General features: G+C 34.2%; 13 protein-coding genes. 12 read left to right on the top strand and 1 reads right to left on the bottom strand.

Annotated elements, in window-relative coordinates; translation table 11 throughout:
• Positions 1-40: 40 nt before the first annotated feature.
• The 4 genes from AC1RPV_RS02910 to AC1RPV_RS02895 are packed head-to-tail and all read left to right on the top strand — an operon-like array spanning position 41 to position 3,484.
• Positions 41-1,252, top strand: a complete 1,212-nt coding sequence (locus tag AC1RPV_RS02910) for a betaine/proline/choline family ABC transporter ATP-binding protein (protein WP_481761250.1) — start codon at positions 41-43, stop codon at positions 1,250-1,252.
• Positions 1,253-1,254: 2 nt separating this feature from the next.
• The gene (locus tag AC1RPV_RS02905; protein WP_481761251.1) at positions 1,255-1,884 is read left to right on the top strand and encodes an ABC transporter permease; all 630 of its coding nucleotides are present in this window, start codon (positions 1,255-1,257) and stop codon (positions 1,882-1,884) included.
• A gap of 24 nt (positions 1,885-1,908) precedes the next feature.
• A complete protein-coding gene (locus AC1RPV_RS02900) occupies positions 1,909-2,829 on the top strand; it encodes an osmoprotectant ABC transporter substrate-binding protein (protein WP_481761403.1) in 921 nt (306 codons plus the stop codon).
• 1 nt (position 2,830) lies between these two features.
• The gene (locus tag AC1RPV_RS02895; protein ID WP_481761252.1) at positions 2,831-3,484 is read left to right on the top strand and encodes an ABC transporter permease; all 654 of its coding nucleotides are present in this window, start codon (positions 2,831-2,833) and stop codon (positions 3,482-3,484) included.
• Positions 3,485-3,525: 41 nt separating this feature from the next.
• On the opposite strand, the gene AC1RPV_RS02890 is transcribed toward AC1RPV_RS02895, so the two are convergent.
• On the bottom strand, positions 3,526-3,858 hold the full coding sequence (locus tag AC1RPV_RS02890; protein WP_409022619.1) for a hypothetical protein: 333 nt from the start codon (positions 3,856-3,858) through the stop codon (positions 3,526-3,528).
• A gap of 180 nt (positions 3,859-4,038) precedes the next feature.
• Between AC1RPV_RS02890 and gmk the strand changes: the two genes are divergently transcribed.
• The 8 genes from gmk (at position 4,039) to pknB (ending at position 13,717) form a co-directional block, all read left to right on the top strand.
• Positions 4,039-4,659, top strand: a complete 621-nt coding sequence (gene gmk / locus AC1RPV_RS02885) for a guanylate kinase (protein ID WP_481761253.1) — start codon at positions 4,039-4,041, stop codon at positions 4,657-4,659.
• Positions 4,656-4,871: a DNA-directed RNA polymerase subunit omega gene (gene rpoZ / locus AC1RPV_RS02880; protein ID WP_409022617.1), complete on the top strand. Its 216-nt coding sequence runs from the start codon at positions 4,656-4,658 to the stop codon at positions 4,869-4,871. Before gmk ends, rpoZ begins: the two co-directional genes overlap by 4 nt.
• Positions 4,872-4,984: 113 nt before the next feature.
• On the top strand, positions 4,985-6,187 hold the full coding sequence (gene coaBC, locus AC1RPV_RS02875; protein ID WP_481761254.1) for a bifunctional phosphopantothenoylcysteine decarboxylase/phosphopantothenate--cysteine ligase CoaBC: 1,203 nt from the start codon (positions 4,985-4,987) through the stop codon (positions 6,185-6,187).
• A gap of 30 nt (positions 6,188-6,217) precedes the next feature.
• The gene (gene priA, locus AC1RPV_RS02870; RefSeq protein WP_481761255.1) at positions 6,218-8,638 is read left to right on the top strand and encodes a primosomal protein N'; all 2,421 of its coding nucleotides are present in this window, start codon (positions 6,218-6,220) and stop codon (positions 8,636-8,638) included.
• Between the two features lie 14 nt (positions 8,639-8,652).
• Positions 8,653-9,600 (top strand): methionyl-tRNA formyltransferase, encoded by a 948-nt coding sequence (gene fmt / locus AC1RPV_RS02865; protein WP_481761256.1) that lies wholly within the window; start codon positions 8,653-8,655, stop codon positions 9,598-9,600.
• On the top strand, positions 9,597-10,949 hold the full coding sequence (rsmB, locus tag AC1RPV_RS02860; protein ID WP_481761257.1) for a 16S rRNA (cytosine(967)-C(5))-methyltransferase RsmB: 1,353 nt from the start codon (positions 9,597-9,599) through the stop codon (positions 10,947-10,949). Before fmt ends, rsmB begins: the two co-directional genes overlap by 4 nt.
• Positions 10,950-10,964: 15 nt before the next feature.
• Positions 10,965-11,705 carry a Stp1/IreP family PP2C-type Ser/Thr phosphatase gene (locus tag AC1RPV_RS02855; protein WP_481761258.1) on the top strand — a complete coding sequence of 247 codons (741 nt, stop codon included), beginning with the start codon at positions 10,965-10,967 and terminating at the stop codon, positions 11,703-11,705.
• A complete protein-coding gene (pknB, locus tag AC1RPV_RS02850; RefSeq protein ID WP_481761259.1) occupies positions 11,705-13,717 on the top strand; it encodes a Stk1 family PASTA domain-containing Ser/Thr kinase in 2,013 nt (670 codons plus the stop codon). The genes AC1RPV_RS02855 and pknB overlap by 1 nt, the downstream gene beginning before the upstream one ends.
• Positions 13,718-13,795: the final 78 nt, after the last annotated feature.

Here is a 13,795-nt window from a genome sequence, read left to right as displayed (position 1 = left end):
AATAGATGATTGGTTAGTTATAAAAAAGGAGAGTACTAATATGCTTAAGTTTGATAAAATATCAAAAATTTATAAAGGTAATAAAGCTGTAGATAATTTTAATTTGGAAGTTCAAGATGGTGAATTCATTTGTTTCATCGGAACATCTGGTTCAGGTAAAACAACTACTATGAGAATGATTAACCGTATGTTGACACAAACAGAAGGTACAATCACTATTGATGGTAAAGATATAGCCAAAATGGATCCCGTTAAATTACGTCGTAAAATCGGATATGTTATTCAAAATATTGGTTTAATGCCACATATGACTATTCGTGAAAATATTACATTAGTACCAAAATTATTAAAATGGCCTGAAGAAAAAAGAGATGAACGCGCTAAAGAAATGATTAAATTAGTTGAACTACCAGAATCATATTTAGACCGTTACCCATCTGAACTTTCTGGTGGGCAACAACAAAGAATCGGAGTTGTCAGAGCTTTAGCTGCTGATCAAGATATTATCTTGATGGATGAACCTTTTGGTGCGCTTGATCCTATTACTAGAGAAGCTTTACAAGATTTAGTTAAAGATTTACAAGAACGTTTAGGTAAGACATTCGTTTTTGTTACTCATGATATGGATGAAGCTTTAAAATTAGCAACACGAATTGTTGTTATGTCTGAAGGAAAGATTGTTCAAGCAGATACACCCGATAATATTTTGAAAAATCCAGCAAATAAATTTGTTGAAAACTTGATTGGTCAAGATAGACTTATCCAAGCTCGTCCAAGTATTACAACTGTTGGTCAAGTTATGTTAGCTAACCCAGTTTCAATTACACCAGGTAAGTCATTAGTAACAGCTATTCGTTTAATGCATGATCGTCGAGTTGATACGTTGTTAGTTACTGATGATGCTGGTATTTTAAAGGGTTATATTGATATTGAAAGCTTAGATTATAGTTTCAATACATCAAGTAGTGTCAGCGATATTATGAACAAAGATATTTTCTATGTTAAAGAAGATTCATTAGTTCGTGATACTGTTGAACGTATTTTAAAACGTGGATTTAAAAATGTACCTGTTATTAATAAAGATGGTATATTAGTCGGAATTGTAACCCGCGCTACCCTAGTTGATATTGTTTATGATGCACTTTGGGGTGATGAAAATAGTGCTTCTCATGAAGAAGTAACTAAAATAATGACGTCAGACTCAGGTACAGATACCGATGAAACTAGCCCAAGTTCAACGAAGGAGGGTTAATAATGACTTCATTTTTACAAGAATATGGGGCAATGATTGTCTCAAAATTATGGGAACATATTGAAATTTCAGGAATGGCATTATTTTTTGGAGTAGCAATAGCTGTTCCTTTAGGAATTTTACTAACAAGATTACCTAAGACAGCCAATATTGTAATTGCAATTGCTAGTATGTTGCAAACAATTCCTGCTTTAGCTTTACTAGCCATGATGATTCCTTTATTTGGGATTGGTAAGTTACCAGCTGTTGTAGCATTATTTATCTATTCGTTGTTACCAATATTAAGAAATACGTATATTGGTATTAAAGAAGTGGATCCAGTGTTAAAAGACGCTGCTAAAGGGATGGGTATGACTAATTTGCAGTCGATTCTGCAAGTTGAATTAGTTATGGCATCTCAGGTTATTATGTCTGGAATTCGTTTAGCTGCAACTTATGTAATTGCTTGGGCAACATTAGCTTCATATATTGGTGCTGGTGGCTTAGGGGATATGATTTTTAATGGATTAAATTTGTATCAACCAAAATTAATTTTAGGCGGTACAATTCCAGTTATCTTATTAGCCTTACTAGTTGATTTTATACTTGGACAGGTTGAAAAAAAGGTAGCACCAAAAACAACAAGAAATTAAGGAGGCTTTAACATGAAAATTACGATGAAAAAAATACTTGTTAGCTTAAGCCTTCTGTTTGCCGGTGTGAGTCTATCAAGTTGTGGGTTTCCTGGTTTAACAGGTGGCTCTGAATCGACAATTAAAATTGTCGCACAATCAACGACGGAATCTCAAATTATTGGATCAATGCTACAACAATTGATTGAACATGAATCAGATAATCAAGTAGAACTGATAAATAATTTAGGTTCTGGTACATTAAGTTTTAATGCACTCAAAAACGGTGATGCAGATATATCATCTGCTAGATATACAGGAACTGACTTAAGTGCGGTATTAAATAAACCAGTAGAAAAAGATACCGTTAAAGCTAATAAAATAGTTAAAGATGGATTCGAAAATAGATTCCAAATGAAATGGTTTGATAGTTTAGGTTTTGCTGATACTTATGCATTTATGGTTACAAAAGAGACAGCTAAAAAGTACAATTTAAACACAGTATCTGATTTAAGAAAAATTGAATCTAAATTAACAGTCGGTGTTGATGCCAACTGGATTAGCCGTGTAGGTGATGGTTACGATGGTTTCCAAAAAGAATATAATATTAAATTTGGTAACATTTATCCTATGCAGATTGGATTAGTCTATAGCGCTTTGGCAAAGGGTAAAATGGATGTTGTTCTTGGATATTCAACTGATGGCCGAATTAAGAGTTATGATCTGAAAATTTTGAAGGATGATCGTCACTTCTTCCCACCATATTCAGCAAGCCTTGTTGCAAATGATTCTATCTTGAAGGAACATCCTGAATTAACACCGCTTATTGATCGACTTAAAAACAAAATTAATTTATCAACAATGCAATCATTAAATTACAAAGTTGATAATGATTTTTACGAACCAGCAGTAGTTGCAAAACAATTCTTAGAAGAACATCATTACTTCGAAAAGGCGGGTGATTAATATGAATACTTTTGATCAATTGATGTCTTATTTTAGTAATAATGGGTTATATGTTTTACAAGAATTTACAAGACATTTTTTAATTTCAATATATGGTGTGATAATTGCTGCAATTATTGGGATTCCAATCGGAATTTTTATCTCAAAACATCATAGATTGAGCGATGTAGCAATAGGTGCTGCTAATGTTATTCAAACTGTACCATCATTAGCAATGTTATCTATTATTATGTTGGGACTAGGTTTAGGTGTTAATACAGTTATTGTAACTGTTGCACTTTACTCACTATTACCTATTTTAAAAAATACGTATTCAGGGATGATTAATGTTGATCCTGGCGTTCTTGATTCTGGTAAAGGGATGGGAATGACGAGACTTCAAATCCTTTATATGATTGAGTTACCGTTATCATTATCAGTTATCATGGCCGGAATTAGAAATGCATTAGTTGTTGCAATTGGTATTACAGCAATTGGTTCATTTATTGGTGCAGGTGGACTTGGAGATATTATTATCCGAGGAACAAATGCAACTGATGGAGCAGCTATTATTTTAGCTGGTGCATTGCCAACAGCTCTAATGGCCGTTATTGCTGATGCAATTTTGGCACTTATTCAAAGAAAATTTGATCCAACAACAATTAAACGTAAATAAAAAAATGGTCATTTTCTAGTTGTTATAGAAAGTGACCATTTTTATATTGAATCGATTAAAGCGATATAACGGAGTTGATTATCAGTAAGAAGGTAAGTGATATTCGTATATTGCGTTTTAAATATTAATTGATTAGAACCAGAACGTCGGTGTAAGGTACCACGAAGTTCTTGGAATTCTTTTTGAAATCCAGTTGGATTTAATTGTAAAATAATTGTTTTTTTCATTTTTAAAACTTTTTCTGTAAAGAGTGCTAATTGAAATTGAGGCATTTGTGGTCTTAAAATAAAGTCATCTAAATCAAAAATTTTATGATATGAATATTGTAGTGTTGAGCCAATAGTTTGAATTGTTGTTTGTTGTTTATTTTGCATAATAAAGTTCCTCCCCGAACGTTTGTTTGTATTTTCATTATACGAACAAACGTTCGGTAAAGCAAGTGTTAATTTATAATATATTTAAAAGATGACAACAGCGCATAAAAAGCTTGAATAATAGCCGTAAAAAGTGCATACTATTTATTAATACTTATCTTAGAGGAGTTTACAAATTTAATGGCTAATCGTGGAATGTTGATCGTACTATCTGGTCCATCAGGGGTCGGTAAAGGAACCGTAAGAAAAGCAATTTTTGACCAAGCTGACAATAAGTTTCTTTATTCAATTTCAATGACCACTCGTAAAATGCGAGAAGGCGAAGTTGATGGTGTTGACTATCATTTTGTATCAAAAGAAGAATTTGAGAATGAAATTTCAACGGGCGGTATGTTAGAATACGCCAAGTATGTTGACAATTACTATGGAACACCGTTAAAATATGTAAATAAGATGCTTGACGCTGGTCAAGATGTCTTTCTTGAAATTGAAGTACAAGGTGCTATGCAAGTTCGAGAAAAAATTTCTGATGGTTTATTTATTTTCTTAACGCCACCTGATTTGATGGAATTAAGACAAAGAATTACAGGACGTGGAACGGATGATTCTGCAACTATTGATAAACGAATGACAAAAGCCATTGGTGAGATTGATATGATGCAGAATTACGATTACGCGGTTGTTAATGATGAAATAAATGATGCTGTTGAAAAAATTCAAACGATTATTAAAGCTGAACGTTGGCGTGTAAAACGATTTTTACCTGACTATAGAAAACAATTAGGAGATGTATTTAAATGATTTTATATCCTTCAGTAGATGACTTATTGAAACAAGTAGATTCAAGATACTCATTAATTATGTTAGCAAGTAAACGTGCCCATGAATTAGATGCTGGCGCTCTACCAATGCTTTCTAATTACAAATCAAAAAAGAATGTTGGACGTGCTTTGGAAGAAGTTGTTACTGGTGATTTAATTATTGATCCAGTTGAAAAAGAAGATATTCGTTAATCTGATTAAATGAAAAGGAGTTAAGACAAGCTAATTGTCCTAACTCCTATTTTATTTCTTAGAAAATTGATACAATAGAGAATAGAATAAATTCGGTATGGGGGCGACATGAAATGACACTTGAAAATAAAAAAATCGGTCTTGTTGTAACAGGTGGTATTGCAGCGTATAAAAGTTTGGGATTAGTCCGAGCACTAATTAAACAAGGTGCTAGCGTTCGAGTTGCGATGACCAAAGCTGCAACTGAATTTGTAACACCCTTGAGTTTTGAAACGTTGAGTAAAAATAGGGTGTTAACTGATTTATTTTCAGGAAAAGAGTCTGAGCATGTTGCACATATTGAATTTGCAGACTGGGCAGAATTAATGGTTATTGCACCAGCGACAGCAAACATTATCGCAAAAATGGCCAATGGTATCGCAGATGATTTTGTTTCAACCACTTTATTAGCAACTGAGGCACAAAAAATTGTTGTGCCCGCAATGAATGAACATATGCTAATGAATTCTGCTACACAACGTAATCTTAAATTTTTAGGACGAAATAACATTCAGATTATTGAACCAGAAATAGGCTTTTTAGCAGAAGGTTATTCAGGTAAGGGACGTTTTCCCGAATTAAATGTGATAATGTCAGTTATTCAAACTTCCTTTGAGGATAGTGACAAACCATTAGAAGGTAAAAATGTCTTAGTGACAGCTGGTGGTACACGAGAACGAATCGATCCAGTTCGTTTTATCGCTAATGATTCTTCTGGTAAAATGGGTTTCGCAATTGCGATTGAAGCGCAAAAGTTAGGTGCTAATGTCACCTTAATTAGCGGAATAAGCCAGTTGCCAGACCCAATTGGCGTGACAACAATTAGAGTTACAACTGCGTTAGAGTTATCTGAAGCTATCAATAAGCGATTTGATGACCAAAATATTTTGATAATGGCAGCAGCTGTTTCAGATTATCGTGTACAAAATGTTGCAGATCAGAAAATAAAAAAAGCTGAATCTACTTTAACGTTAATATTAGAAAAAAATCCAGATATTTTAAAACATTTGGGCCAAATTAAGCAAAATCAGTATTTAGTCGGATTTGCTGCGGAAACCCAAAACGGACTAGAAAATGCACAAGAAAAATTAGAAAAGAAAAATTTAGATTTATTGGTTTTAAATGATGTCTCAAATTCTGCCATTGGATTTAATAGCAATGATAATGAGGTAACACTGCTTAGACCAAACAGAAAAAATGATTTCATAAAGCAAACAAGTAAAAAGCAAATTGCTAAGGAATTATTAGCTACTATTATAAGCGATGTAGTAAAATAAGCAGTTAATTAAATGAAAGGAGGTTTCAGTATGTCACAATATGCAAAAATTATCGTTGATGTTCCTACGATGCAAACGGACCAGCCATATACGTATTCAATCCCAGCAGTATTAACAAATCAGATTGAGATTGGCATGCGGGTTATTGTACCATTTGGGAATGGTAAACGATTGGTTCAAGGATTTGTAATTGATCTTTTTGATAAGAATGAGTTCGATGGTCATGTAAAAGATATTCAATCAGTCGTTGATTTAAGACCTGTTGTGAATACTGAATTATTAGACTTATCTGAGTGGATAGCTAATGAAACCTTTTCCTTCCGTATAACTGCCTTACAAATGGTTTTACCGAGTGTCATGCGTGCAACCTATAAAAAGCGAGTTCGTTTAATTGACGAAATTGATGAAGATTTACAAGATAAATTATTTCAAGGTCAAGATTCTATTGAATTTGATCCAGAACATATGGATGCTCAAATAATTAAAGAATTATTACAACTTACCAAGGCTGAAAAGGCTGAGATGATTTATGAAGTTGGCAATAAAGCTAAAGTTAAAATGCAAATATCAATCCAACCAAAACTTGGATTCGAAGCATATGAAAATATTCGAAGTGGTTTACGTAAAAATGCTAAACAACAGCACTTATTGATTGACTATCTACAATCACTCACTGAAGATAGCTTGATTCCTCAGAAACAAGTTGTTGAGGAAATAGGCGTGACACCTGCAACAATTACAGCTGGAGCAAAAAATGGTTGGCTTGAAAAAGTTGAGACTGAGGTATATCGGGACCCATATAAAGACACAATTATTGAGCCAACCAATATGCAAGAATTAACCTCAGATCAAGAGGTTGCGGTGCTAGCTGTCGATGAGGCTATTAAAAGTGGAACTAATACAACATTTTTACTTCAAGGTGTGACGGGGAGTGGGAAAACAGAAGTTTATTTGCAGACAATCGCAAAAGCGCTAGAACTTAGAAAAACAGCTTTGATGCTTGTACCAGAAATAGCTTTGACACCCCAAATGGTTAAGCGAGTTAAATCACGATTTGGTAATCTAGTTGCGGTCCTGCATAGCGGTTTGTCTGACGGTGAGCGTTATGATGAATGGCGCCGGATTGAGCGTAAAGAAGCGCAAGTAGTTGTCGGTGCACGTTCAGCCGTTTTTGCACCATTAGATAATATTGGCGTTATTATTGTTGATGAAGAGCATGAATCGAGCTATAAACAAGATGAAACACCAAGGTATCATGCAAGGGATGTTGTTCTTTGGAGAAGTAAAAGACATCAGTGTCCTGTCATATTGGGTAGTGCAACACCATCCCTCGAATCTCGTGCTAGAGCTCAAAAAGGCGTGTATGAGTGGTTACAATTACCTCAACGTATAAATGGTCATCCCATGCCAGAAGTTACGCTAATTGATATGAGAGAAGAAATGAAAAAGACTGGTGAGAGTAATTTTTCTGAGCCACTTAGACATGAAATTACTAAGCGCCTTGAGAAAAATGAACAGACTGTTTTAATGTTAAATCGTCGTGGGTTTTCATCTTTCGTAATGTGCCGAGATTGTGGATTCGTGCTACCTTGTCCTAACTGTGATACTTCTTTAACATTGCATATGGATACTCATACAATGAAATGTCATTATTGTGGACATGAAGAAGGTATTCCTAAAACTTGTCCTAACTGTCATAGTCGAAAAATTAGATATTATGGTACAGGTACGCAAAAAGTTGAAGAAGAACTTAAAACGTTATATCCAGAGGCTAAAATTTTACGAATGGACGTTGATACGACACGTAAAAAAGGCGCACACGAAAAAATCCTAGCTAAATTTGGCGCAAAAGAAGCTGATATTTTATTGGGTACACAAATGATTGCGAAAGGGTTAGACTTTCCTGATGTGACGTTAGTTGGCGTTCTTAATGCAGATACAGCACTTAGTTTGCCTGATTTTAGATCAAGTGAAAGAACGTTCCAATTATTAACCCAAGTGAGCGGTCGAGCTGGTCGAGCTGAAAAAGAAGGACATGTTATTATCCAAACTTTTAATCCAGATCACTACGCGATTCAATATGCGAAGCATCATGACTATGAATCATTTTATAAAAAAGAAATGTCAGTTCGACATATGGAAAATTATCCACCATATTATTATACAATTCAGCTCACTGCTAGTTATACGGATGAGGCTGGAGCAGCGAAAAAAATGTTAGAAGCAGTTCAATTTTTAAAACCAGTGTTATCAAAGAATGCGATTATTCTTGGACCAACACCAAAATCAATTATGCGTGTTAATAATCGTTTTTATTATCAAGTGGTTATTAAGTATAAATCAGAAGGTCAATTAAAAGAACGACTAAGAGAGTTAATGACTAAATCTCAAGCCGAAGTTCGAAAAGGTTTAAAATTAACGATTGATTCTGAACCAGTAAACTTTATTTAAATTAAGGAGATATTATGACGTCAATTGTATTTATGGGAACACCAGAATTTTCAGCTCCAATTTTAGAAAGTTTAATTGAAAACGGCTATGACGTGAAAGCTGTTATGACACAACCAGATCGAATGGTTGGGCGAAAACGTATTTTAACGCAATCACCAGTAAAACAAGTTGCAGTAAAACATGGTATTGAGGTATTACAACCAGAAAAATTAAGTGGCAGCGATGAAATGGCCAAAGTAATTGCAATGGCACCCGATTTTTTGGTAACTGCAGCATTTGGACAATTTTTACCAACAAAATTATTAGAATCTGCTAAAATTGGTGCAATAAACGTCCATGGTTCACTATTACCTAAATATCGTGGTGGCGCACCAATTCAATATGCTATTATGAATGGTGAACAAGAAACAGGTATTACCATTATTTATATGGTTAAAAAAATGGATGCTGGAAATATTATTAGCCGTCGTGCAATTAAAATTGAAAATAATGATGATACTGGTTCAATGTTTGAAAAATTAAGTTTATTAGGTAAGGAACTATTACTTGAAACATTACCAAAACTAATTGATGGTACAAGTGAATCAACACCACAAAATGAAGATAAAGTAACCTTTTCACCTACCATTAAACCAGAAGAAGAAGCCCTTGATTTTTCAAAAACGGCTAATGAAATAGACTGGAAAATTCGTAGCTTAAGACCGGTACCTGGTGCATATACGATTTTAAAGGGTAAGAGAACTAAAATATGGGATATAACTGTACTAGATAAAAAAACTATTTTATCTGCTGGAAAAGTAGTTGAAGTAGCTAAAAAATCACTTGAAATTGCTTGTGGTGATGGGACCGTATTAGCTATTAATTCGCTTCAACCAGATGGTAAATCAAAACAAACCATTGTCGACTACCTAAACGGTAGTGGGCAAGGAATAAAAGAAGGACAACAGGTGATTGATGTATGACAACTGATTTAAAAACGACACCCCGATTCTTAGCAGTTGATCTTTTAACAAGAGTTGCTAAACAAGGGACGTATTCAAATATTGCGTTGAACCAAGTGATTAAGAATAATCATATGGAAGTTCGGGATGCTCATTTATTAACACAACTAGTTTACGGTGTTATCCAAAGACGTCTCACTTTAGAATATTGGTTGGCACCATTTGTTAAAAATCCTAGCAAAATGGATAATTGGGTTCAAGAATTACTATTGAGTGCCATTTATCAGATGCATTATCTTGATAAAATTCCAACTCGCGCAATTTTTAATGAATCAATTGAAATTGCAAAACGAAAAGGCCATGCAGGTACGCGTAAATTTGTTACTGGTGTTTTACATGCAATTGAGCGTGAAGGTATCCGTCCTGTTTCTGAAATTAAAGATGATATTGAACGTTTGAGTATTGAAAGTAGTACACCAGTTTGGTTGGTAAACGAATTAATTAAACAAGTAGGCTTAGAAAAAGCGACACATTTGTTGGCTTCAATCAATGAAGCACCTGATCAATCTGTTAGAGTAAATACAGCTAAAGCAACTGTCGAAGAAGTCATTGAAAAAATGGAAAATGAAGGCTTTGAGGTGAAACGTAGTCAAGTTTCACCAGTTGGGTTATTAGTGACTAATGGATTTGCTCCTGATAGTGGCGTTTATCACGATGGGTTAATTACGATTCAAGATGAAAGTGCAATGTTAGTTGCTGACGCAATGAATATTCAACCAGGTGATAAAGTTTTAGATGCATGTGCCGCACCAGGTGGAAAAACAACCCATATTGCATCATTCCTAGATGAAACTTTATTTGGTGAAGTTGTAGGGTTAGATATTCATGCACACAAAGTTAAATTAATCGGTGATAATGCTAAACGTTTAGGTTTATCTAGTGTTGTTGAGGAGATGGTATTAGATGCACGTTTAATTTCAGAAGAATTTGATAATGAATATTTTGATTCAATTCTTGTTGATGCACCTTGTTCTGGAATTGGATTATTACGTCGTAAACCAGAAATTAAATATGAAAAAACATTAGCTGATTCAAATAATTTACAAAAAATTCAATTAGCTATTTTAGACAAAGTGGCACCAACTTTGAAAAAAGGTGGTCGCTTAACTTATAGTACATGTACTATTTTAGATATTGAAAATAAGGATGTTGTTAACCAGTTTGTTGAAACTCATCCTGAATTTAAAGTGATTGAAACGCCAACTGCTTTGGCATTAAAAGAAAATAGAGACGATAAAGAATTAACTATTTATCCGGATGATTATCATTCAGATGGATTTTTCATTACATGTTTAGAAAAACAACTTTAGACTCGAGGTGTAAGAATGAAAGTTGCCTATCAAACAGATGTAGGTAGTGTCAGAGAAAATAATGAAGATTACGTCGGTGTCTTTCACAATAAAAGTGGTATTTCTTTTGTGATGGTTGCAGATGGTATCGGTGGTCATTTGGGCGGAGATGTTGCTTCAGAAATGGCCGTTTCACACATGGGATTTCGATTTGAAGGAACTAATTTTAGCCAGCCCAGTGATGCAATTAAATGGATAACCAAAGAAGTAGAGATGGAAAATAAACAAATTATTGAAAAGTCTAATCAATATGAAGATCTTTCAGGTATGGGCACAACAATGGTATGTGCCATATTCTTTGAAGAAAAATATATTGTTGCCAATATTGGTGATAGCCGAGGATACTTATTACGTGACAAAGAACTTTATCAATTAACTGAAGATCATTCAGTAGTGAATGAATTAATTAAGCGTGGCGAACTAACCGTAGAAGATGCTAAAAATTATCCGCAAAAGAATATGATTACAAGAAGTTTAGGTATCTCGTCAGATGCTGATGCTGATATTGCGGTTAATGATTCTGAGTCGGGTGATTTATTATTATTATGCACAGATGGCTTAACTAATATGGTCTCTGATGATGAAATCAAGACGGTCTTAAAAAATACTACAACTGTTGAAGAAAAAGGCTCGGAATTAATTAGATTGGCCAATAAGGCAGGCGGATTAGATAACATTACCGCACTCCTGGTTAGCAATGATCGGGGGATAGTGTAATGAAACCTGATACAATTTTTAATGAACGTTATAAAATAATAAATTCATTAGGCGAAGGTGGCATGGCAAATGTCTATCTTGCGACTGATTTAATTTTGGATCGACCAGTAGCTGTTAAAGTATTGCGAGTCGATTTAAGGGATGATCAAGATACTGTTAGACGTTTTAAACGTGAGGCATTGGCAACAACTGAATTGGTTCATCCAAATATTGTGAATGTTTATGATGTCGGTGAAGTAGACGGACTGCAATTTATGGTCATGGAATATGTGCCGGGACATGATTTAAAAACATATATAGCAAAAAGGTTCCCAATTCCATATCAAGTTGTGATTGATATTATGACTCAAATTTTATCAGCTGTAGAAGTAGCACATGATCACAGTATTATTCATCGTGATTTAAAACCACAAAATATTTTAATAGATGCAGATGGTAATGCTAAAATTACAGATTTTGGTATTGCTGTGGCATTGGCTGATCATTCGTTAACACAAACTAATACTTTATTGGGTTCTGTTCATTATCTTTCGCCAGAACAGGCTAGAGGTAGCATGGCAACAAAACAATCTGATATCTATTCGCTTGGTATTATTTTGTATGAAATGTTAACTGGGCGAGTTCCTTTTGAAGGTGAAACAGCTGTTTCAATTGCCCTAAAACATTTTCAAAGTGATGTGCCATCTGTTCGGGAATTTGATCCTAATATTCCGCAGTCTCTTGAAAATGTTGTTTTACAAGCAACAAGTAAAGTACCGCGAGATAGGTTCCAATCTGCTGGAGAAATGTCAATTGCTTTGCGAGAATCTTTGGCTAAAAAAAATGTGGCAAAGTGGCAGCCTGAAGAGGTTATCAGTGGTGAAACTAAAGTATTGCCGGTATTTGATAAGCAGACTGTAGAAACACTTAGTCCGAATCAGGAACCAGATGTAAAAAAAGATACGAAAAAGAAAATGAGTCGTCGTAAAAAATGGACTATCGGCGCAATCATTTTTGCTTTTGTCGCTCTTATTCTGGGTGGTGCGATTCTTGCAATGAGTTCACCAAAAGAAGTTAAGGTCCCTGATTTAAGCGGAATGACAGTTAGTGAAGCAAAATCAAATTTAGCAGACAAAAATTTGAAACTTGGTAAAATTACTCGAACAAATAGTGAAACCGTTGATAGTGGTAATATCATTAATTCAACACCTAAGAAGAATGAAATAATTCGAGAAAAAAATCAGGTTGATGTAATGGTATCAAAGGGAAAAGCTAAGATAACAATCGAGAATTACGTTGGTAGTAATTATGAGGATGTTAAAACAACGTTAGAAAATGATGGCTTTAAAGTTGAAAAAGAAACGGAAGAGTCAGAATCTGTGACTGAAAATGAAATTATGGCGCAAGATGTCACAGCGGGTGATAAGGTAGTTCCGAGTGATACAGTGATTACATTGACAGTTAGTTCAGGTCCTAAAGTGTATACACTTAGAGATTTAACAGGATATACAAGAAAAAGTGTTCAGGATTATACAAGCGAATTAGGTGGTAATCTGACAATTAGCGAGGCCTACTCAGATTCAGTTGACAAAGGTCAAGTTATTAAACAATCACCAGCAGAAGGAAGCTCTTTTTCTAAAGGTGATCGATTATCAGTTGTTATTTCTAAAGGAAAAAAAGTCACAACTGATGAATTTACCAGGACTATATCTGTTCCATTCAAATCAATTGTGTCAGAAAGTTCAAGTTCAGTTGATGAAGAAAAAGATACGGATGAGGACAAAGACTCGTCGTCAGATGATAGTTCCAGCTCTAGTTCAAGTTCTTCAGAATCAAAAGCAGATGAAAATGCTATTGAAATTTATATTGAAGACAAAACACATAACATTGATGATATTTATGAACGGAAAACAATTACAAAAGATACTGATTTTAAATTATCATTTGTTTTAGATTCTGGAAAAGCAGGAAAATATAAAATTTTGCGTGATGGTGAAGTAATTGCGGAAAATGATAATGTAACTAAAAATTAAATAAAAGATGTGGTAAAATTAGATTAGAGGGTAAACTTCTAATCTATTTTTTAATTAATCATATAAAACGGTTACATG

The sequence above is a fragment of the Dellaglioa sp. CoH-55-MRSF-9 genome, assembly GCF_056782155.1.
Note: the sequence above shows the minus strand (reverse complement) of the source record. Positions and strands in the feature narration are given on the sequence as shown.

Coding starts and splice junctions, on each gene's coding strand:
- AC1RPV_RS02905 (WP_481761251.1), top strand. CDS start 1,255: ATGACTTCATTTTTACAAGAATATGGGGCAATGATTGTCTCAAAATTA.
- pknB (WP_481761259.1), top strand. CDS start 11,705: ATGAAACCTGATACAATTTTTAATGAACGTTATAAAATAATAAATTCA.
- AC1RPV_RS02910 (WP_481761250.1), top strand. CDS start 41: ATGCTTAAGTTTGATAAAATATCAAAAATTTATAAAGGTAATAAAGCT.
- rsmB (WP_481761257.1), top strand. CDS start 9,597: ATGACAACTGATTTAAAAACGACACCCCGATTCTTAGCAGTTGATCTT.
- fmt (WP_481761256.1), top strand. CDS start 8,653: ATGACGTCAATTGTATTTATGGGAACACCAGAATTTTCAGCTCCAATT.
- AC1RPV_RS02890 (WP_409022619.1), bottom strand. CDS start 3,858: ATGCAAAATAAACAACAAACAACAATTCAAACTATTGGCTCAACACTA.
- gmk (WP_481761253.1), top strand. CDS start 4,039: ATGGCTAATCGTGGAATGTTGATCGTACTATCTGGTCCATCAGGGGTC.
- priA (WP_481761255.1), top strand. CDS start 6,218: ATGTCACAATATGCAAAAATTATCGTTGATGTTCCTACGATGCAAACG.
- AC1RPV_RS02855 (WP_481761258.1), top strand. CDS start 10,965: ATGAAAGTTGCCTATCAAACAGATGTAGGTAGTGTCAGAGAAAATAAT.
- rpoZ (WP_409022617.1), top strand. CDS start 4,656: ATGATTTTATATCCTTCAGTAGATGACTTATTGAAACAAGTAGATTCA.
- coaBC (WP_481761254.1), top strand. CDS start 4,985: ATGACACTTGAAAATAAAAAAATCGGTCTTGTTGTAACAGGTGGTATT.
- AC1RPV_RS02895 (WP_481761252.1), top strand. CDS start 2,831: ATGAATACTTTTGATCAATTGATGTCTTATTTTAGTAATAATGGGTTA.
- AC1RPV_RS02900 (WP_481761403.1), top strand. CDS start 1,909: ATGAAAAAAATACTTGTTAGCTTAAGCCTTCTGTTTGCCGGTGTGAGT.